The 19,970-nt window shown below is 59.4% G+C and carries 18 protein-coding genes and 1 pseudogene; 10 read left to right on the top strand and 9 right to left on the bottom strand.

Translation table 11 applies throughout. The annotated features are described in order from the left end of the window. Positions 1 to 226 precede the first annotated feature (226 nt). Positions 227 to 2,596 carry a DUF1989 domain-containing protein gene (locus ACSQ2W_RS19820; RefSeq protein ID WP_436087967.1) on the top strand — a complete coding sequence of 790 codons (2,370 nt, stop codon included), beginning with the start codon at positions 227 to 229 and terminating at the stop codon, positions 2,594 to 2,596. A 50-nt stretch (positions 2,597 to 2,646) separates the two neighbouring features. On the opposite strand, the gene ACSQ2W_RS19815 is transcribed toward ACSQ2W_RS19820, so the two are convergent. The 9 genes and pseudogenes from ACSQ2W_RS19815 to ACSQ2W_RS19775 form a co-directional block, all read right to left on the bottom strand. Further along, positions 2,647 to 2,868, bottom strand: coding sequence for a type II toxin-antitoxin system RelE/ParE family toxin (locus tag ACSQ2W_RS19815; protein ID WP_436087966.1), 222 nt, complete (start codon positions 2,866 to 2,868; stop codon positions 2,647 to 2,649). Positions 2,869 to 2,919: 51 nt separating this feature from the next. Continuing rightward, a complete protein-coding gene (locus tag ACSQ2W_RS19810; protein ID WP_436087965.1) occupies positions 2,920 to 3,189 on the bottom strand; it encodes a type II toxin-antitoxin system ParD family antitoxin in 270 nt (89 codons plus the stop codon). A gap of 137 nt (positions 3,190 to 3,326) precedes the next feature. Continuing rightward, positions 3,327 to 4,664 carry an NAD(P)-binding domain-containing protein gene (locus ACSQ2W_RS19805; RefSeq protein WP_436087964.1) on the bottom strand — a complete coding sequence of 446 codons (1,338 nt, stop codon included), beginning with the start codon at positions 4,662 to 4,664 and terminating at the stop codon, positions 3,327 to 3,329. A gap of 226 nt (positions 4,665 to 4,890) precedes the next feature. Continuing rightward, entirely contained in the window at positions 4,891 to 5,931 is a 1,041-nt protein-coding gene (locus ACSQ2W_RS19800; protein WP_436087963.1) for a heme-dependent oxidative N-demethylase family protein, read from the bottom strand. Positions 5,932 to 5,949: 18 nt separating this feature from the next. Then, positions 5,950 to 6,915, bottom strand: coding sequence for a PDR/VanB family oxidoreductase (locus ACSQ2W_RS19795; protein WP_436087962.1), 966 nt, complete (start codon positions 6,913 to 6,915; stop codon positions 5,950 to 5,952). Further along, entirely contained in the window at positions 6,912 to 7,517 is a 606-nt protein-coding gene (locus tag ACSQ2W_RS19790; RefSeq protein WP_436087961.1) for a dimethylamine monooxygenase subunit DmmA family protein, read from the bottom strand. The genes ACSQ2W_RS19795 and ACSQ2W_RS19790 overlap by 4 nt, the downstream gene beginning before the upstream one ends. Before the next feature lie 10 nt (positions 7,518 to 7,527). After that, entirely contained in the window at positions 7,528 to 8,661 is a 1,134-nt protein-coding gene (locus tag ACSQ2W_RS19785; protein ID WP_436087960.1) for an aminomethyltransferase family protein, read from the bottom strand. A 300-nt stretch (positions 8,662 to 8,961) separates the two neighbouring features. After that, positions 8,962 to 9,337, bottom strand: a pseudogene (locus ACSQ2W_RS19780) (transposase); the annotation flags it as partial. 265 nt (positions 9,338 to 9,602) lie between these two features. Beyond that, on the bottom strand, positions 9,603 to 10,007 hold the full coding sequence (locus ACSQ2W_RS19775; protein WP_436087959.1) for a hypothetical protein: 405 nt from the start codon (positions 10,005 to 10,007) through the stop codon (positions 9,603 to 9,605). 642 nt (positions 10,008 to 10,649) lie between these two features. Here ACSQ2W_RS19775 and ACSQ2W_RS19770 point away from each other — a divergent pair. The 9 genes from ACSQ2W_RS19770 to ACSQ2W_RS19730 all read left to right on the top strand — a co-directional run bounded on the left by ACSQ2W_RS19770 (position 10,650) and on the right by ACSQ2W_RS19730 (position 19,949). Beyond that, entirely contained in the window at positions 10,650 to 11,360 is a 711-nt protein-coding gene (locus ACSQ2W_RS19770; protein WP_436087958.1) for a GntR family transcriptional regulator, read from the top strand. Continuing rightward, positions 11,357 to 12,268 carry a dihydrodipicolinate synthase family protein gene (locus tag ACSQ2W_RS19765; RefSeq protein ID WP_436087957.1) on the top strand — a complete coding sequence of 304 codons (912 nt, stop codon included), beginning with the start codon at positions 11,357 to 11,359 and terminating at the stop codon, positions 12,266 to 12,268. The genes ACSQ2W_RS19770 and ACSQ2W_RS19765 overlap by 4 nt, the downstream gene beginning before the upstream one ends. Next, positions 12,261 to 13,778, top strand: a complete 1,518-nt coding sequence (locus ACSQ2W_RS19760; protein ID WP_436087956.1) for an aldehyde dehydrogenase — start codon at positions 12,261 to 12,263, stop codon at positions 13,776 to 13,778. Before ACSQ2W_RS19765 ends, ACSQ2W_RS19760 begins: the two co-directional genes overlap by 8 nt. Continuing rightward, positions 13,775 to 15,103, top strand: a complete 1,329-nt coding sequence (locus tag ACSQ2W_RS19755; protein WP_436087955.1) for an NAD(P)/FAD-dependent oxidoreductase — start codon at positions 13,775 to 13,777, stop codon at positions 15,101 to 15,103. The genes ACSQ2W_RS19760 and ACSQ2W_RS19755 overlap by 4 nt, the downstream gene beginning before the upstream one ends. A gap of 77 nt (positions 15,104 to 15,180) precedes the next feature. Beyond that, the gene (locus ACSQ2W_RS19750; protein ID WP_436087954.1) at positions 15,181 to 16,032 is read left to right on the top strand and encodes a glycine betaine ABC transporter substrate-binding protein; all 852 of its coding nucleotides are present in this window, start codon (positions 15,181 to 15,183) and stop codon (positions 16,030 to 16,032) included. A gap of 92 nt (positions 16,033 to 16,124) precedes the next feature. Beyond that, a complete protein-coding gene (locus ACSQ2W_RS19745; RefSeq protein ID WP_436087953.1) occupies positions 16,125 to 17,216 on the top strand; it encodes a quaternary amine ABC transporter ATP-binding protein in 1,092 nt (363 codons plus the stop codon). A gap of 13 nt (positions 17,217 to 17,229) precedes the next feature. Further along, positions 17,230 to 18,075 (top strand): ABC transporter permease, encoded by an 846-nt coding sequence (locus ACSQ2W_RS19740; protein WP_436087952.1) that lies wholly within the window; start codon positions 17,230 to 17,232, stop codon positions 18,073 to 18,075. Further along, on the top strand, positions 18,075 to 18,929 hold the full coding sequence (locus ACSQ2W_RS19735) for an ABC transporter permease (RefSeq protein ID WP_436087951.1): 855 nt from the start codon (positions 18,075 to 18,077) through the stop codon (positions 18,927 to 18,929). The genes ACSQ2W_RS19740 and ACSQ2W_RS19735 overlap by 1 nt, the downstream gene beginning before the upstream one ends. 21 nt (positions 18,930 to 18,950) lie before the next feature. Further along, positions 18,951 to 19,949, top strand: a complete 999-nt coding sequence (locus ACSQ2W_RS19730) for a 4-hydroxyproline epimerase (protein ID WP_436087950.1) — start codon at positions 18,951 to 18,953, stop codon at positions 19,947 to 19,949. The last annotated feature ends 21 nt before the right edge of the window (positions 19,950 to 19,970 follow it).

The raw sequence follows: 19,970 nt of genomic DNA, 5'->3' as shown, positions 1-19,970 counted from the left end.
TCGCTGCGGCTTTGCTTGCTGGCGGGGCCTGCTTTTGCAGTGTCACCACCGTTCCCGTCTCGTATTTCCGCACGCAGCCTATCTTCATAGTGAATTTTTTTTCCTCTGGGTCAAGTCTCTCTTTACTTTCACGGGCCTTCCATAGGATAGTTTGGCCACATTGCCGGTGCATAAAGCGGCGCCTTCCTGACCGCTGAACCGGGTGTGACTTCGGGTGGGAGCTGAGATGACGGATTCCGGAAGATTTGCAGGCCTCCTGGCGCCGCCGCGGCCGAGCGTGATTCTGAGGCCCGGCATTCCCGCATTGCCTGCCGGCGTCGAGCGCTATCGCGTCAAGGGGCGTGGCGCGGCGGTCGTCAAGGTGGCTGCGGGCGACCGCGTCGCGATCAAGGACGTGGAAGGCGGGCAACCTTGCGAGGTCAGCTTTGTCGATGGCAAGGGGCGGTTCAACGCGGTCGGGCTCGGCGTCTGGTTTTCGCGTCCCGCGCATGGCCTTCAGGAGATCCTTGCCCGGGACGACGACAGCGCCAGAAGAGCGTTCAGCGCGCTGAAACGCCGGAACGTCGATCTCGCCGCGGCTCAGGCGTTAGTCCTGTTCGGGGATGGCTCGCCGCCCGGAGATTTGGCCGAGCTGACGATAGCGCTCGACGGCTTGCTGATCGTTTCAGCGCCTGGACCGGCCATGGATGCTGAACTCCAGAACACCGCGACGGCACTCGAGCTTCGTATCACGCGCAGCGCCATCGAGCGCACCTATGAGGAGCTGCTGCCGGAGCCGATGGCCGATCCGGTGCAGGATCTGTGCATCCGCGCCGCGACGGCCTCCGCCTATTTCGTGCGTGCCGGTGAGTTCATCCAGATCATCGACGTCGCGGGGCGGCAATGTACCGATTTTCAGGCTTTTTCCGCCCGCAAGGTCGACAAAGGGCTTGATCTGGCGCTGGACGCGACGGTGACGCGCACGCTGCTCGGGCGCAGCTATCCGACACCCGGCCTGCCGTCCAAGGCATTCGACCGCGATTTCGAGCCCCTGGTGGAGATCGTGCAGGATACGGTCGGGCGTCATGATGCTTTCGCCACCGCCTGCAACTCGCGCTATTACGACGACATGGGCTATCCGGGCCACATCAATTGCACCGACAATTTCAACCATGCGCTGGCGCCCTACGGTATTGCGCCGCGCAAGGGCTGGGAAGCGCTCAATTATTTCTACAACACCAATATCGACCACCAGAACCAGCTCTATCTAGACGAGCCATGGTCACGGCCGGGCGACTACGTGCTGATGCGGGCGCTGACCGATCTCGTCTGCGTCTCGTCGTCCTGCCCGGACGATATCGACGCGGCCAATGGCTGGGATCCGACGGACATTCATGTCCGTACCTATTCGGCGCAAGAAAAATTCTCACGCGCCGTCGCCATCCGAATGACCCCCGATGCAGAGCCCGAAATGACCCAGGAAACAGCCTTCCACCCGCGCTTCTCGGCGCTGACACGCAACCACGCCGAATATCGCGGCTACTGGCTGCCGAACCGCTTCAACAATGAAGGGCCGATTGAGGAATACTGGGCCTGCCGCGAAAACGCGGTGATCATGGACCTGTCGCCGCTCCGGAAATTCGAGGTGACGGGGCCGGATGCCGAGGCGCTGCTGCAATATTGTGTCACCCGCGACATCCGCAAGCTGTCGCCAGGGCAGGTGGTCTATACAGCCATGTGCTACGAGAATGGCGGCATGATCGACGACGGCACGGTCTTTCGGCTGGGGCAGAACAATTTCCGCTGGATCGGCGGCGACGACATGAGTGGTCTCTGGCTGCGCGAGCAGGCCGAGAAGAAGGGCTTCAAGGCCTGGGTACGGTCCTCGACGGAACAGATGCATAATCTTGCCGTGCAGGGGCCGAAGAGCCGGGAGATCATCAAGGAGATCATCTGGACCTCACCGGCGCAGCCCTCGATCGGCGAACTCGAATGGTTCCGTTTTGCTATCGGCCGGATTGGTCATTTCGAAGGCGCACCGGTCGTCGTCTCGCGCACGGGTTACACCGGTGAACTCGGCTACGAAATCTTTTGTCATCCGAAGGATGCGCTGGCGGTGTTCGATGCGGTCTGGGAAGCCGGGCAGAAACATGGCTTGAAACCGATGGGGCTCGAAGCGCTCGACATGGTGCGGATCGAGGCTGGGCTGGTCTTTGCCCACCATGATTTCTCGGACCAGACCGACCCGTTCGAGGCCGGCATCGGCTTTACGGTACCGCTGAAATCGAAGACCGAGGATTTCATCGGCCGGGAGGCTCTGATCAAGCGCAAGGAAAACCCGCGCTACAAGCTAGTCGGCCTCGATATCGACGCAAACGAGGCCGTTGGCCATGGCGATACCGTGCATATCGGCCGGGCGCAGGTCGGTGTCGTCACCAGTTCGACACGCTCGCCGTTGCTCAAGAAGACGATCGCACTCGCCCGGATGGATGTTCTGCATTCGGCTGTCGGGACCGACGTCGAGATCGGCAAGCTAGATGGCCAGCAGAAGCGGTTGCCGGCAACGATCGTGCCGTTTGCCCACTACGATCCGGAAAAGGTCAAGCCGCGGTCGTGAAGGAGGCGTTGCCCTTGTTCATGCACCGGATGTGTTGATTGAGCATGGTCTTACAGTTTTAGCAGCCGGACGCTGCGCGCGGGCACGATTGCAAGGATGAGGATATTGTTCTCATCTTCTTCAAAAAGAATGATGCGGCTCTTATGCTCATGCCGTCGCACACCGTTACCGATCGAGGGAGCAAGCCGGCCCATATGCGGGTGGGACGAGAGCAACTGAAAACACTGCTCCAGTTCGTCCTTGTAGCGACGGGCTTGAGCTAGGCCGAACATTTCGATTCCAGATGCAACAGATCGTCTTCGGCGCGCAGGCTCAAGCGGTAGCTATTCGCACAAAATGCCTCTCGCTTTGACAATGCGTTCTGCGTTCCTGAAAATGTCGTCCACGCTTTGCGCGCCTGCGCCGCTGGTTCTGGAATCGGCAACGATTTGTCGCAACTCCTCCATCGTCAATTCCTGATCCCGACGAGATCGATCACGGCGCACGAGATCCCGGACATAATCGCTTGTGCTGGCATATTCGCCTTTGTTGATCTGCGCTTCGATCCATTCTTTCATCGGATCGGGAAGGGATATAGTCATGGTTGCCATCATGAGGGCTCCTTTCCCCACATCGTATCATGGATAGGAAGAAATCACAAAAATGCTTATAAAGAAATGGTTCGTCTGCCTGCAATGAAATACGCCGGCTTGACGATCCATGCCGGCGTAACGGTTGTAGGCTCACGTCCTCAGTTCTTCAGGTAGACTTCCAGCGTATCGTCCATCGCCTCCAGCCACGGGGTATGATGCTTTGGCGCCATCGTGCCGGTCATCAGCGAGCGGTAGGCGTTGTCGCGGAAGCCCATGATGTTCTCGGCCTTGTGGTGTTCCCATTCCATGAAGGTCTGGTTGGTGCCTTTGACGTCGAACTTCGGATAGTCGGTGTGCTCCAGAAGCTCGATGACGTAGTCACCCTGGAACCAGATCATCTGCTCGGCGTCTTCGAGCGTTTCCTCGCGGGCACGCCACTTGTCGAAATGCGCCCTCATCCCCTCCTTCGAGGGGAGCTTGATCCGGTCCATGATGACGTCGCGAGCGTACCAGGCCTGGGCGTCGAACATGTTGAACGTGTAGAACTGGTCCTGCATGCCGATATACATCAGCTGCGGATTGTCCTCGTAGACGACGCCCTTGTAGAGGCTGTCGGACCAGAGGCGGTTGGCGGTCTTCAGACGTAGGTCGTCGGGCAGAAACGGGAAGTGATGGAGATAGCCGGTGCAGAGGATGAGGGCATCGACTTCCTTGGTCGAGCCGTCGGCGAAATGGGCGGTCTTGTTGACCAGCTTTTGCAAGAGCGGTCGTTCTTCGAAGCGCTCCGGCCATTTGAAGCCCATCGGCTTGGAACGATAGCTCGTGGTCACCGATTTGGCGCCGTATTTCCAGCATTGCGAGCCGATATCCTCGGCCGAATAGCTGCGGCCGACGATCAGCACGTCCTTGTCCTTGAATTCCAGCGCATCGCGGAAGTCGTGCGCATGCATGACGCGGCCGTTGAAGGTTTTCACACCGTCGAAATAGGGAACGTTGGGGGTCGAGAAATGGCCGGAGGCGACGACCACGTAGTCGAATTCCTCATCATACATCCGGTCTTCGATGCGATTATGAGCCGTGACTGTGAATTTCTTCGTTGCCTCGTCAAACTTCACCATGCGCACGGGCGTCGAGAAGCGCACCCATTTGCGCACATTGGCCTTTTCGACGCGGCCCTTGATATAGTCCCACAGCACCGCGCGGGGCGGATAAGAGGCGATCGGCTTGCCGAAATGCTCCTCGAAGGAATAGTCGGCGAATTCCAAACATTCTTTGGGTCCGTTCGACCAGAGATAGCGGTACATGCTGCCATGCACGGGCTCGCCATATTCGTCGAGACCGGTGCGCCAAGTGTAGTTCCACAGGCCGCCCCAGTCGGCCTGTTTTTCGAAGCAGACCACCTCGGGGATGTCGGCGCCCTTCTGGGCTGCCGACTGGAAGGCTCTCAATTGAGCAAGGCCCGAAGGCCCCGCGCCGATCACGGCTACTCTGGTCATATCTGTCAGTTCCCTTTGTTTCCGGGCATTTTTGTCGCCCTTGCCTTGTTGGTATGGCGGTCTTTTCTCTCCGTCATCCTCGCCCTCGTGGAGGGGATCCCCGCAGCGCCGAGTCTGCGCCTCTAGAGGGTTCTCTTTCACGCGACAGACGTCGCGACTGGATTCCTGTGACAAGCACAGGAATGACGGGGGAGGAGGTTGCCTACACCCCTCAAAATTTCGTTGTTCAATCTGGAAAAATGCCTGGGCTGGTCGGTGATCCATCATCGTATGTCGAAAGCCAGTCGAGCATGATGGGGCGGTTGCGGGTGAGACCCTTGTAGTCGATGATCTCGGGGGGCAGGCTTTTCAGCACACGGGGTAGCCGTCGGCCCCATTTCGGCACGGTCACCAATTCGTTGAAGCTGATGAGATAGCAGCGGATGACGAAGAGGATGGCATTGGAGCGCGGCAGGCGCCAGAGGCTCTGCAGTTCAACGCGCAGATGCATCTTCTCGCCGACATTCTTGGGCGTCACTGTGGTGCGATCCGGACCCCATTTGTGGTAATTTTCCGGGCTGGTGTCCAGGCGCGGATTGACCGTCATCGTCCAGTTCAGGCGTCGCGTCGGCTTGCCCAGCTGCAGGTTGAGCAGGAATTTCAGCGCCCGGTCGAAGACGCCGATCTGATGGGCGAGCGGCACGGGGCCGTGCCATTCCATGAAATTCATGCCGATGTCGAAATCGAGCGACCAGTCGGCCTGGGTTGTGACCATGCCGGCATCCATCCAGAGATTGTTGTCGCGCTGGTCGACGATGCAGAAATCGCCCTGGGCCTGGCGCGTGATGTATTCCATCGGCGGATAGGGCAGGGTGGATGGATCGCCGAAGGTGAAAGTGTCGTCGGTCCCCATCGGCCGGTTGATCCAGCGCCAGCGGTCGCCGTCCTTTGTCAAGGTGAAGTGCGCGGGATAGTCCTGCGCCTGGTGCTCCATCAGGAGCTCCAGCGTGTCCCATTGTGCCGACATCATGTGTGGCAGGGCCTGGCAGCGCAGAGGATCTTCCTTCAGTACCAACGCCCGGTCGTGCATTTCGGCGACGTAGTGTTCGTCGACGTCGATCAGGTTCTCGAAAACGCTGTCTTTTCTCCCCCGGACATGCGGCTCCATGTTGACCGAGTACATGTACTCGTCGCGGTCGAAGGGGAAGGGAAAGCGCCTGATGTTGTAGAGGCTGTTGCGGAAGGTGAAGTCGTCGCGGAACGTCTCGTTCCTGAACGTGATGGTCATCTTTCCGGCTCTCCGGTGCTAGAGTTGAAGAACGAGTTGCTGGCCTTTGAAACGGGATACGCAGATCATGATCTTCTTGCCGGACGCCTTTTCCTCGTCGGACAGGTAGATGTCGTTGTGCTGAATCGTGCCGTCGCCCGACAGCACCTCGGTCTCGCATTGGCCGCAGGCGCCGCCGCGGCACATATAGGGGGCGTCGCAGCCATGGGCTTCTGCCGCTTCGAGGATGCTCTGGTGTTCCCCGACAGTCATGTGGATGTTGGATTTTTCGAGGAAGACCTGGAACGGAAGGCCGGCGGGCGGCGCAAGGAAACGTTCCGAATGCAGGTTTTCCTTCGGCCATCCCGCTTTCAGCGCCGTCGTCAGCACGCCGTCAATCATGCCGGCCGGACCGCAGACATAGAGATGCGTGCCGAGCGGCTGGTTATCGGCGATCTCGGCGACAGGAATGTAGGTCTTTTCCTCATCGACGTAGATCTTGATCCGGCGCGGACCGTAGCGGTCGAGCAGTTGCCGCCAGTAGGCGCCGTGCGAACGGGAACGGATGGCATAGTGCAGTTCGAAGGCGATGTTGTCGCGGCTGAACTGCTCCATCATGGCCATAAACGGGGTGATGCCAATGCCGCCGGCAAACAGGATGTGCTTGCGGCCGCGATGGTCAGGCGCGAAGAGGTTGACCGGTTGGCTGACGGTCAGTTGATCGCCGGGTCTCACCTGGTCGTGCATGAAGATCGAGCCGCCGCGTGAATTGGGAACACGCAACACACTGATTTCATAAGCGCTGTTGTCATCGAGATTGGACATCAGCGAATAGGGATTGCGGCGCAGGAGACCGTTGTCGTTCATTGAAACGACGACATGGGCGCCGCCGGAGAAGAACGGCATCGGATGACCGTCCATCCGTTCGAAGCGGAAGCGTTTGACCAGGTCGGTCACCTGCGTCACTGCCGCGACCTTGACAGGCATATCCGTATTCAAGCTCACGGGAACATCTCCTCAGGCGCTGGGGCGGTACCCGGTTCTTCCGCATCGATATTGACGCCCTGAAAGGCGCCGAGGCGTCTCGAATAGTGATCGCGCACAAGCAGGGGTAAACCGCAATGGGTGCAGCCAAAGGGGCTCGTCGTCACATTGTCGGTGATGCCCTTGCAGTGCACGCATTGCACGCGCCTGGCCGTCGAGCCGCGATGCTCGGTGTGGATCGAATGGAAATCGATGCCGTATTCCATCGCCACCTGCATGATCTGGCCGATGAAGCCCTCAGTGCCGGCGATATAAAGCCGGGTTCCCATCCGCGCAACGTCGAGACAGGCGCGCAGGCGAAAGAGCAGCGTCTGGAGCGTCGGCGCTTGCCAGAAAATGTCCGGCGACAACGCAGAAAGCGCTGCGTCGTAAGCTTTGGGCGCAGCGCCTGCCGCCAGATAGAGGATTTCGGATTTCGCCAGGAATTCGCTGCCCTTGCCCGTGACCTGATCGATCAGGGCCTGGGAGCCTTCGCCCTCCAGGACGAAGAGGTGGCGTTTGGCGTGGGCCTCGATGTCGAGCCCTTTATATTCCGGTCTGCTTTTGATCCCTGCTACGAGCATGGCGATACCCTCAGCCCTGCGCCGTCCGCTTCTTTTTCTGCGGATCGTCGAAGGTGATCGTATGGGCGATCGCGGGTGCGTTGACGGTCTTGCCCTTCACCTCGAGCTTGGCGCCCTGGACGGCATAGGGCACGTCGACCCGCATGATCGCCATCGAGCGGTTGGTGAGCTTGGAATAGGACGGGCAGGTTATGACGCCGACCTTTTTGTCGTCTGCCCAGACTTCGTCACCGAGGTCAGTCGGACCGTCGGCATCGACCAGCAGGCCGAAGATCTTGAAGCGCTCTTTGCCCTTCAGGCGGGCATGTTCCTCGGCGCCGCGGAAGCCGGTCTTGCCGGGACTGGCGGTAAAATCGAGGCCGAGTTCCCACAGACTGTCGCCCGGCTGCTCGTTGGCAAACGGATACATCTGAGAATTGTCGTAGGGATAGAACAGCAGGTAGCTCTCGACGCGCAGCATGTCGAGAACGCTGAAGCAGACGGGAATGATGCCCATCGCCTTGCCTTCATCGACGATGCGGTCCCAGACCATGCCGGCATCCTGGCCGCGCACGAAGATTTCGTAGCCGCGCTCGCCGGTGTAGCCGGTGCGCGAGATCATCACGGGCGCCCCAAACAGCGTCGTCTGCATGTGATGAAAATACTTGAGGTCGCGGATGCCCGGCACATATTTTTCGAGATAGTCGACGGCAAGCGGGCCCTGCAGCGACAGGTCGTGCAGGTCGTCGTCGAAGAGAACGGCGCAGTTGCGGCCCTGCGCTTGCTTGACGATCTCCTCGAAACCGGAGCCCGAACCGTGCACCAGCATCCAGGCGTTCGGGCCTGTGCGGTAGACGATGCAGTCGTCGGTGAAGTGGCCGCGATCATTGAGCATGCAGGCGTAGACCGACTTGCCGGGATAGATCTTGGTCATATCGCGGGTGGTGATGTATTCGAGCACGGCGATCGCGTGCGGGCCGACGAGGTGAACCTTCTTCAGGCCCGACACATCCATGATGCCGGCCTTGGTGCGAACGGCGATGTGTTCCTCGTAGATGTCCTTGTCGTAGGCCCAGGCGGTTCCCATACCGCTCCAGTCTTCAAGCTTCGACCCAAGCGCCCGATGCCGGTCTGCCAGGGCGGAAAAACGCCAGCTCAATGCCATGATTTGTTCCCTCTATATTTCACTCTGTGGAAATATTTATTCCTGAGTATATGCACGTTTTTCCGAACGGCAAGCCCGGCGAACAGATTTCTCAAAGGGAAAATGCGGTGTCGCGAAAAGGAGGGATCGCGACGTTTTTCAGGCATGAAAGGCGGTAGGTCGGGCCGAAGGAAGCAATTCATCACGCTTGACGCGGAGCTTTAGGTCTTTCCCTCCCGGCTTGCGGCCCGGCAACCGGACTTCGCTCAGGCGGGCTGATGATCGTGCCCGCCGGAAACCTGTCTTATTGTCTCCTTCCGATTAAGCCGCCATGGCTGGCGCTGCCTTACGAGGAATGAAGGTGGTTCCGTCCCTGAGCATGCGATGCAACACTACCGCCAGCTTACGGGCCAGTGCAACGCGCCTTTCTGGGACCCGCACGTCTGGCGACCGCCAGCGCCAGCTCTTCAGATCCGAACCCTTCACGGGGCGCGTCAGGATGACGTTGGGCGCCTCGCAGAGCGCGGTTCGCCACGCCCACATCGCCGATCTTCGAGATGCGGTCGCTATAATCGGTCTCTCCCGATTGGTGCTTCTTCGGAGTCAATCCGAAATGCCGCCCGACCGCTCGTGATGATCGGAAGCGCTCGGGAGCATCGACGGCCGACACGAATGTCAGCGCCACCAGGACGCCGACCCGCTGCGGTTATTCGCGTTTCGGATCGATTTCGCTGGTGATCACCCGTTTCGCCCGTCGGATCGAGATCTTGAATGCCTACCTTTAAGCCGCTCGTCCCCATCATTTGAATGGTGGACTAAGGTAGGAGTCGCGCATGCCTCCCTTGCGAGATGCACGTCGGCAACCCATGAAGAAGGGCTAAGACCTCCGGAGTCGTCGGGACCACACCCACTGGAAATGATACCGCCGCTCTTGACGCATGGGCGGGCAATTCCCATCGATGCTAAAGGGAGATGACCCTCTTAACCCTCTGCGCCTCGTCCCACGTTGGATCGAGTGGGATGTAACGTTGGGGCATCTTTCTGCTTTTCTTCGGCACTTCGATATGACCTTCGGCGACGTAGCCATGCCCCCTGTTTGTCGGCGGATAAGGATAGTTGACGTTGCTGCAGACCTTCCCGGACCACCGGAAGAAGCACCATTTGTCGTTATGGCCGAGCACGTTCGCGCGTTCTGAAAGCCAAACGTATTTGTCCTGAGCCGCGATCTCTTCGAAAAGCGCATTCGCTGCTTCATGCGTACGGAAGTAGGTCATCTTTTTCGACGTCTTGCCGGTGACCGTACCGGAGTGCAAGACTTCAAAAAAATGGACAGTCTCGTCGTACTTTGCTTCCCCGGAATCTGGCATTTTGTTCCCCATCTCTAGCTGCGCGAAGCTGTACGGGCTTTTTCGAGAGACGGTCAAGCAATATCGGCCCCAGTACATTATTGGGACGCGGATATACGGTAGACCGAAAGCGGCGCCGGCCATCACCTGCCATATAGGCGGCCAGTTCGTCAGGCGTCCCATTTGGAAAGACTTGACATCCTGGTGCCGGTTGACGCCAAACGGTCCGCAATCGCGGACTTTACTGCCGGCTGGTTGACACAGGCTCTTCAACGATAACAGCCGTGCTCAAACGAGCACCGTACCGCTGAAGGTCAATACCGCTTTTTCCGCTGCGTGCTTCGACGAGTTTGCGCCGTATGGGACGACATTGTCCAACGCCCCAATGCCTGTCGTTGGATGGCTACCCAACCTCGATAAGAGCGCTATCCAACAAACGCTGTAAAGCTCGTCGCAAACTGAGCGGCCATGTCAGCCAATCAATTTTCATGTCCTTCAGCCGCGGTGCATGGGCGAGAACTAGTGGATTGTATTTCTGTCGTGTATTTATTGTGTACGCGAAAAATACAATTTCATTGACTCTCGAAAGAACCCATGCAAAATTCTCATCCAACGGGCCAAGTGCGGCCTATGGGCAGGCCGGAAATTCAGCGGAGCTTTCAGATGAAGAGCGGTAAGAGCAGTCTATACGACGATCTCAAACGTCAAATTCTGACCATGGAACTCGATCCGGACGAGGATTTGGACGAGGTAAGCCTGAGCGAAAAATACGGCCTGTCGCGCACGCCGGTCAGGGAAATCTTTCGCCGCCTGGAGGGGGAAGGTTACATTGACATCCGCGCGAACAGGGGTGCTCGGGTCATTCCGATGAACCATTCGACGTTGAGGCATTTCTTCCTTGTCGCACCGATGATCTATGCCGCCATCGGCAGGCTTGCGGTCCAGAACTTCAAGCCGCGTCAGCTTTCGGAACTCAAGGACACGCAGGAGCGGTTCCGCAGCGCGAGTGTTTCGGGCGATGCTCTTTCCATGGTGCTCGAGAACAACAGGTTTCACGAGATCATCGGCGAAATGTCCGGAAATGCCTACCTGCAGCCGAGCCTCGGCAGACTGCTGATCGATCACGCTCGTATCGGCCACACCTTCTTCCGCCCTCGCAACGATGACATGCACAAGCGCCTCCAGACCGCAGTCGAACACCATGATGGCTTCATCTTGGCCATTGGCTCGCACGACGAGGACACAGTTGTCGATCTCGTGTTCGAGCACTGGGAACTGTCGCGCGAAAACATGGAGATGTTCATCGCGCCCCAAGGCATGAAGGCGGACGCATTGGTCGAAACGCCCACCCCAAAGATGGAGAAAACGTCTTGAAATTCGAAGGCATCTACACGCCGGCGGTGACGCCGCTTGGCCCGGATGGTCAGATCGACCGCGCCGCTTTTGCCGCCGTCTTGGAGTCTCTTATCGAGTCCAAGGTGCACGGCATCATCATCGGCGGTTCGACGGGCGAATATTACGCCCAGAGCGCCCAGGAGCGCTTCGATCTGGCTGCCTTCGCCAAGAACGTGATCGGCACCAGACTAGCCCTCATCGTTGGCACGGGAGCGACCCGGACGGAGGATTCGGTCGAATACGCCAAGGCGGCAAAGGAGATCGGCGCAGACGCGATCCTGGTGTCGTCGCCGCCTTACGCACTGCCGACTGAAAAAGAGAACGCCGTTCACGCGCTGACGATCGACCGCGCGGCCAACCTGCCGATCATGCTCTACAACTATCCGGCTCGCATGGGCGTTGTCATGCGCGAGGACTATTTCGCCCGCGTCGGAAAATCCAGGAACGTGGTGGCGATCAAGGAAAGCTCCGGCGACATGGGCAACCTCCATTTGCTGGCGCGGAAGTTCCCCCACATCGGGCTCTCCTGCGGATGGGACGACCAGGCGCTCGAATTCTTCGCCTGGGGTGCAAGAAGCTGGGTTTGCGCCGGCTCCAACTTCCTGCCGCGCGAGCATGTCGCGCTCTACGAAGCCTGCGTCCTTGAGAAGAACTTCGACAAGGGCCGCGCGATCATGTCCGCCATGCTGCCGCTGATGGACTTTCTCGAATGCGGAAAGTTCGTCCAGTCGATCAAGCACGGATGCGAATTGATCGGCCTGAAGACCGGCTCTGTCCGCGCGCCGCTTCGGCCTCTGAATTCAGAGGAAAAGCGAACCCTCCAAACTGTCGTTACCACCTTGAAGCGCACGGTCGCCCAGATCACGTCGGGAGCAAACAATGCATGAACCTTTGACAGCGGCCGAATACAAGGCAATCGCAAGGACCATCGAACTGCCGACCAACGCGTTCGTCGATGGCTCCTTCCGTCCAGCCCATTCCGGGAAGACATTCACGACAACCAATCCGGCGACGGGCGAAGTGCTTGCCGAAGTGGCGGCATGCGATGCGTCCGACGTCGACTTCGCCGTGGCCAAGGCCAAGGCAGCCTTCGACGATGGTCGCTGGCAACTCCAGTCCCCCGGACAGCGGAAAGACGTCCTGCTGAAGTTTGCCAAGCTGCTCGAAGAAAATCGGCACGAACTTGCCGTCATGGAAAGTCTCGACAGCGGGAAGCCTGTTCGCGAATGCCAGACGGTCGACATGGCGGACACCATTCACACCATTCGTTGGCACGCCGAACTCATCGACAAGCTCTATGACAACACAGCCCCGGTCGGCTCCAAGGCGCTGACGATGGTGGTGCGTGAGCCCATCGGCGTGGTTGGTGCGGTTCTTCCCTGGAACTTCCCGCTGCTGATGCTGGCCTGGAAGATCGGCCCCGCACTGGCGTCCGGGTGCTCGGTCGTCGTGAAGCCCGCCCAGGAGACCACCCTGACCGCTCTGCGCGTGGCGGAACTCGCCCACGAAGCCGGTGTCCCCGCCGGTGTCTTCAACGTCGTGACCGGAAGCGGCACGGACGTCGGCGAACCGATCGGCATGCACATGGATGTCGACATGGTGACCTTCACAGGGTCGACGCCGACCGGCCGCCGTTTCCTCCGCTATGCAGCGGATTCGAACCTGAAACGTGTCGTCCTCGAATGTGGCGGCAAGAATCCCGCGGTCGTCCTCGAAGACGCCGAAGACCTGGACCTGGTCGCCGAACAGGTGGTGACAGGCGCATTCTGGAACATGGGGGAGAACTGCTCGGCGACATCCCGCCTCATCGTCCATTCCAGCATCAAGGATGAACTGATTGAGCGCATCGGGGCATACATGCGCGACTGGAAGACGGGTGATCCTCTCGATCCTGAGAACCGTATCGGCGCTCTCGTCAGCAAGGCGCATTTTGACAAGGTCAAATCCTATCTCGACGAGGTGAAAAAGGAGAAGCTTTCGATCGCCCATGGCGGCGAAACGCAGAAGGGTGTCTACGTCGAGCCCACCGTCGTCGACGGCGTCACACCTTCCAGCCGTCTGTTCCAGGAAGAGGTTTTCGGGCCGATCCTTTCGGTGACCACCTTCAACTCGCTGGCCGAGGCAGTGACCCTGGCCAACGATACCCCCTACGGCCTGACCGCGTCGGTCTATACCGGAAGCCTGCGCAAGGCGATCAAACTGTCCCGCGAAATCCGGGCGGGCGTCGTCACCGTCAACTGCTTCGGCGAAGGCGACGCGACGACACCGTTCGGCGGATACAAGGAGTCTGGCTTCGGTGGTCGCGACAAGTCGATCTTCGCGCACGACCAGTACACCGAACTGAAGACGATCTGGATCGATGTGTCCGAACGCTCCGTGGACGAGACGGTTCGATGAGCCAGCATGTCGTCAAGCGGCTCCCGGCGGTATCCGGGACCTCTGGCTGGGAGGCGATCAGCAATCGAAGCTTTCCCGCCCAGTCGCTTGACGGCGACATATCTGCAGACTGGTTGATCATCGGCGCAGGCTTTGCAGGCCTCTCCGCAGCCCGCCGTCTCTCGCAACTGCGGCCCAGCGATAAAATAGTCGTGCTCGAGGCGGGTGAAGTTGCGAAGGGGACCTCGGGTCGGAACTCCGGCTACATGATCGACGTCCCGCATAATCTCTCGTCAGGCGAGTATTCGGTGGCAAGCGAAACCGCGACCACCCTTGAGATCGCGCAAAATCGCTTCGCGATCGCGTTCGCAGCCGCCGCTGCTGGTGAATACGGCATGTCGAAGCGAACCTTCGATCCTTCGGGCAAGATCAATGCCGCGGCCACTGCGCGCGGCATGAAGCTTAACGCCAACTACGGCCAGTCGCTCAAGACAATTGGCGAAAAGCACCGATTTCTCGATGCGAGGGAAATGCAGGATATCACCGGGTCGAGCTACTACCTCGGCGGGCTTTACACGCCTGGCGCCGTGATGATCCAGCCGGCGGACTACATCCGCAACCTTGCTGCCGGACTGAGCCAGAAAGTCCGCCTCTTCGAGGACACGCCTGTTCTGAAGCTTGGACGGGAAGACGGGAAGTGGACTGCCTCGTCGCGTTGCGGCAGCGTCACCGCTCCGAAGGTGATTGTTGGCGTCAACGGCCATATTGAGGACTTCGGGCATTTCCGTGGCCGCCTGATGCATATCTTCACCTACGCCTCCATGACCGCACCGTTTGAAAAGGCGGCCGGACGCGAGACATGGGCGCTGCTCCCGGCCGATCCCATGGGCGCAACAGTACGGCAGATCGCGACAGACCAGGGGTCGCGGATCGTCATCCGGACGCGGTTCACCTACGACACAACCGTCCAGGTGAGCGACAAACGCCTGGCAAAAATCGCCTTGGAACAACGGCATTCCCTCGACGCGCGGTTCCCGCATCTTGCCGACGTGCCGTTCGAGTTCAGCTGGGCCGGGCGGCTGTGTCTCAGTCGGAACCACGTGCCCGCCTTCGGCGAAGTCGAGGAAGGCCTTTACTCCGCATGCTGCGAGAATGGTCTCGGAACAGTGAAGAGCACATTGGCTGGCGTGATGGCCGCCGATCTCGCCACTGGAACCCACTCTGAACAGCTCGAAAAGTTCATGGATCAGCCGAAGCCGGCCAGGCTTCCGCCGGAGCCCTTCGCGTGGCTTGGCGTCAATGCGGTGATCCGTCTGCAGGAATTGCGTGCAGGCCGCGAGGGATGAACCTTCGCCGCGCAATGTGAAGACTGCGCCACGCGCTGGGCTTCAACGATAATGGGAACGAAAACTAGGAGCGAAACATGAAGACTCTGTGGAAAGCGCTATGTGCTGCGGCAATGGTCGGAATGACCATGATGTCGGCGCATGCGGAAGAAAAGTCCATCACCATCGGTACGATGTCGTGGGAAGATCTGACCCCGATCACCGGTATTACAAAAAAGGTTCTGGAGGATTCTGGGTACGCTGTGAAGGTGGTACCGTTCTCCGAATGGGGCATCGCTTACGCTGCCCTCAGCAAGGGTGACATCCAGATCCTCGCCTCGCAGACGGACTATGTCGCGCAGGATTACTGGGACAAGAACAAGAAGCGCCTCGAGAAAATCTCGCCGGTTTCGCATGGCCTGTTCCAGGGCGTAGCGGTACCCAAATACGTGACCATCGACTCGATGGACCAGTTGAACGACAACGCCGACAAGTTCGGCGGCAAGATCGTCGGCATCGAACCGGGCTCGGGTCTGATGCGCGACACAAGCAATTCCGTAAAGGAATATGGCCTCAAGCTCCAGCTCGTCGAAGGCAGCACCGCGGCCATGACCGCCGCACTCAAGTCTGCAACCGACCGCAAGGAATGGATTGCCGTGACGATCTGGGAGCCGTCGTGGATGATGCAGAAATACGACGTGAAGTTCCTGGCTGATCCGAAGGGCGTATTCCCGCCGCCGCAGAGCTACTACTGGATCGGCCAGAAGGGCTTCTCGGCCGAAAATCCTCACGCCCGTGAGGTCATTGCCAGCGTGTACGTCCCGCTTGCCGACATCACTGCGATCAACAGCGCGGTCAACGACGGCAAGACGATGGACGAGGCGGTCAAGGACTGGACCGACAGCCATGCCGATCTTCTTAAGCGTTGGGAAAATATCAAATCGGAGTAACACCTAACGGCCGAGCCGCTGAAGAATTCGGCGGCTCGGCCCGGACTTCCACGAAAAGAACGCCGGTATCAAACTGGTTCGCGGGGAACGCTATGAACACTGAAATGAATAATGCCAGCGATGTTTTGATCGACTGCCAGTCCGTCTGGAAAATTTTCGGAGCCAAAGCGAACGCGGCCGTTGCGGCAGTCAAGAAGAACGGCCTGTCGAAGAAACAGGTGCTGACGGACTTTGACTGCGTGGTGGGGGTGTCCGACGCCAGCCTGCAGGTCCGCCGCGGCGAGATTTTCTGTATCATGGGACTGTCCGGCAGCGGCAAGTCGACCCTCATCCGTCTTCTCAACAGGTTGATCGAACCGAGCCTTGGCAAAATCCTCGTCAAAGGCAGGGATATCTCGTCCTTGAATGCCGCCCAACTGCGGGACATACGAGCCAGGAACATCGGAATGGTGTTCCAAAGCGTTGCGCTTCTGCCTCATCGTACCGTCCTGGAAAACGCCGCCTTCGGTCTTGAAGTCCGGGGCGTTCCGAAGGAAGAGCGATACAAGATAGCCCGTGCGGCCCTGGATAAGGTCGGTCTCTCCGACTGGACCGGGCGATATCCGGCGGAACTGTCGGGCGGCATGCAGCAGCGCGTCGGTCTGGCCCGCGCCATCGCCGCCGATCCCGAGATCATCCTGATGGACGAGCCGTTCAGCGCGCTCGACCCCTTGATCCGCCGCCAACTCCAGGATGAATTCCGGCAGCTTACCAAGTCGCTTGGGAAATCTGCCGTGTTCATCACCCACGATCTCGAGGAAGCCATCCGGATCGGTGACCGTATCGCCATCATGAAGGACGGGGTCATCGTCCAGGTCGGCAATGCCGAGGAGATCGTGACCAAGCCCGCCGACGCCTATGTCGCCGAATTCGTGGCGGGCATCTCCAGAATCCACCTCGTCAAGGCGCACTCCGTCATGATGACTGTCGCCGAATACGTGAGCGGTCAACCTGACGTCGACGTGGGCTCGTTGCTGCGCACCACACCTGAGGCCGACATCGGTGAACTGATCGACTTGACCATGCAGTCCAAGCGGGATGCGGTTGCTGTCGTCGAAGACGGCAAGGTCGTCGGTGTCGTCACCGCGCGCGGACTGCTGTGTGGCGTCGCCGGAAATCCAGGCAACGTGCCAGCAGCGGCATAGATCGGGGAATGTCATGGACACGTCAGTCATAACGGACAGCTTCGATGAAAAGATCGACGATGCGCTCAACTGGATCAGTGACAATGCCTCATGGCTGTTCGACAGCATCAGGGCAGTACTGGAAGGCACCTACGAGGGGGTCCTTTGGCTGGTGCAGCTCCCGCCGTTTTATGTGGTCGCGATCATCGCGGCGGCACTGGGATGGCGCCTGATCAACATCACGGCTGGATTACTGATCGGATTGGCTCTGATCGGCTGCGCGGTGATGGGCCTGTGGGCGGAGACCATGAGCACGCTGGCCTTGGTCATCACGGCTACTGTCCTGGCGCTTGTCATCGGCATCCCGCTCGGCGTCGTGGCCGGGTTCGTCAAGACGTTCGACAGGATTGTCGAACCGGTGCTCGATCTCATCCAGACCCTGCCGCCTTACATTTACCTTCTGCCAGCGATCGCGCTGATGGGATACGGACCTGCCACTGCCCTGATGGCGACTGTCATCGTCGCGATGCCTCCGGCGATCAGATTGACTTCTCTCGGCATTCGCAGGACCCCGCACGAGTTCATCGAACTGGGCCAGGCGAGCGGTCTGACGCCATGGCAGATGTTTGCCAAGATAAGGCTGCCCTTCGCGGTCCCCAGCGTCATGGCCGGGATCAACCAGAGCCTGATGATGGCCTTCGGCATGGTGGTAATTGCTGGCATCGTCGGTTCCGGCGGCTTGGGCGAAACGATCTATAGTGCCGTCAGAACACTCGACATCGCCACCTCGATCAACGCCGCCATCGCGATTGTGATCCTCACCATGGTGATCGATCGACTGACGCAAAGTGCAGCACGCCGCACCAATGGAGGCAAATGATGAACCTGGAATCCATTCGGTTTTCTCCGGGCGCCTACCTCGCCCCTGTCGTCGACTGGCTGAACGCCAATTTTCATCCCTTCTTCGACATCGTGACAAGGGTGATCGAGGCAGTCCTGGGAGGCATTGAATCTGCGCTGCTTTATCTGCCCTATTACGCAGTCACCATTGTCATCGTCGCTTTCGCTGCAATCGTCGTGAATATCCGCGTCGCGGTCACCAGTGGGATAGCACTGGCATTCTGTTTCCTGGCTGGACTCTGGGAAGCTTCGATGCAGACGCTTGCGCTGGTGACAGTGTCCGTTTGTATTTCGGTGCTGATCGCGTTTCCCCTCGGCATCTTGGCATCCCGGTATCGGAAGTTCGAGGCGGCGATCCGTCCCGTGCTGGACATCATGCAGACGGTTCCCCCGTGGGTTTATCTCATCCCGGCCGTGATGATCTTCAGCCTCGGGCGGGTCCCGGCGATTATCGCCACGATCGTCTATGGCATACCGCCGATGCTGCGACTGACAACTTTGGCGTTCAACCAGGTTCCGAAGGACCTGTTGGAACTCGGACAAGCAACCGGCGCTTCGCCGCGCTCGATCCTCTTCAAGATCGAAATTCCGGCGGCCACTCCGACACTGCTCGTGGGACTGAACCAATGCATCCTCCTCTCGTTGGCCATCGTCGTTCTCGCAGGGCTTGTTGGAGCCGGTGGACTGGGTGCCGAGGTCACACGCGGGCTGACACGAATGGAAATGGGGCTGGGCTTGCGCGCCGGGCTCGCCATCGTGGCGGTGGCAATACTCCTCGACAGGCTGTCGCGCGGCGCGCTTCAAGGGCGTCAGGCACCGGCGCCTAGTCACTGAGAAGACGAGAAAGGAACCACCATGCGGCGCAGCTTCTTCTGCATCGATTCCCATACGTGCGGCAATCCGGTCCGTCTCGTCGCGGGCGGCGGTCCCCTCCTGCCGCACCTGCCGATCGCCGAGCGCCGCGAGCTGTTCGTCCGCGATCACGACTGGGTGCGCCAGGCGCTGATGTTCGAACCGCGCGGCCACGACATCATGTCGGGCGCGATCATCTATCCCGCCTATCGCGAGGACTGCGACTTCGCCGTCATCTTCATTGAAGTCAGCGGATGCCTGCCAATGTGCGGCGCAGGCACCATCGGTCTTGTCACCGCTGCCATCGAAGAAGGTCTCGTCACGCCGAGGGTCGCGGGGAGATTATCGATCGAAACCCCGGCGGGTCGGGTCGACATCGAGTACGAAAAGCCCGGCGAGTTCGTGGAGTCGGTGCGCATGTTCAACGTACCAAGCTACCTCCATGCATCGGATGTGGCGGTTGACGTTCCGGGCGTCGGACGTCTGGTCGTCGACATCGCCTATGGCGGAAACTATTACGCTGTGATCGAACCGCAGGAGTGCTGGGCAGGACTGGAAGGAATGTCGGCGGGCAATATTGTCGACCTCAGTGTAAGGTTGCGTGACGCCTTGGCCGATGTCTGCGACCCGCAGCATCCGGATGACAACAGGATACGTGGCGTTCACCACGCCATCTGGTGCGATGGTCCGATGAGCGACAGTGCCGACGGCCGTGGGGCAGTCTTCTATGGCGACAAGGCGATCGATCGATCGCCGGGTGGAACGGGCACATCGGCGCGGATGGCCCAGCTTCACGGCAAGGGCCGATTAAAGGTCGGTGCGTTCTTTCGCCAGGAAAGCCTGATCGGCACGGTGTTCGAAGGACGCATTGAGGACGAAATTGATGTCGGCCCATTTAGAGGCATCAAACCAAGTGTCGGCGGGTGGGCGAGGATCATCGGCCATAACACGATCTTTGTTGATGACCGCGATCCATTGGCGCATGGGTTCCAGATCAAATAGACGAGCAATGGTGTGAAGCTG

The organism is Pararhizobium sp. LjRoot255, assembly GCF_964252905.1.
In the GTDB taxonomy this organism is placed as follows: domain Bacteria; phylum Pseudomonadota; class Alphaproteobacteria; order Rhizobiales; family Rhizobiaceae; genus Pararhizobium.
Note: the sequence above shows the minus strand (reverse complement) of the source record. Positions and strands in the feature narration are given on the sequence as shown.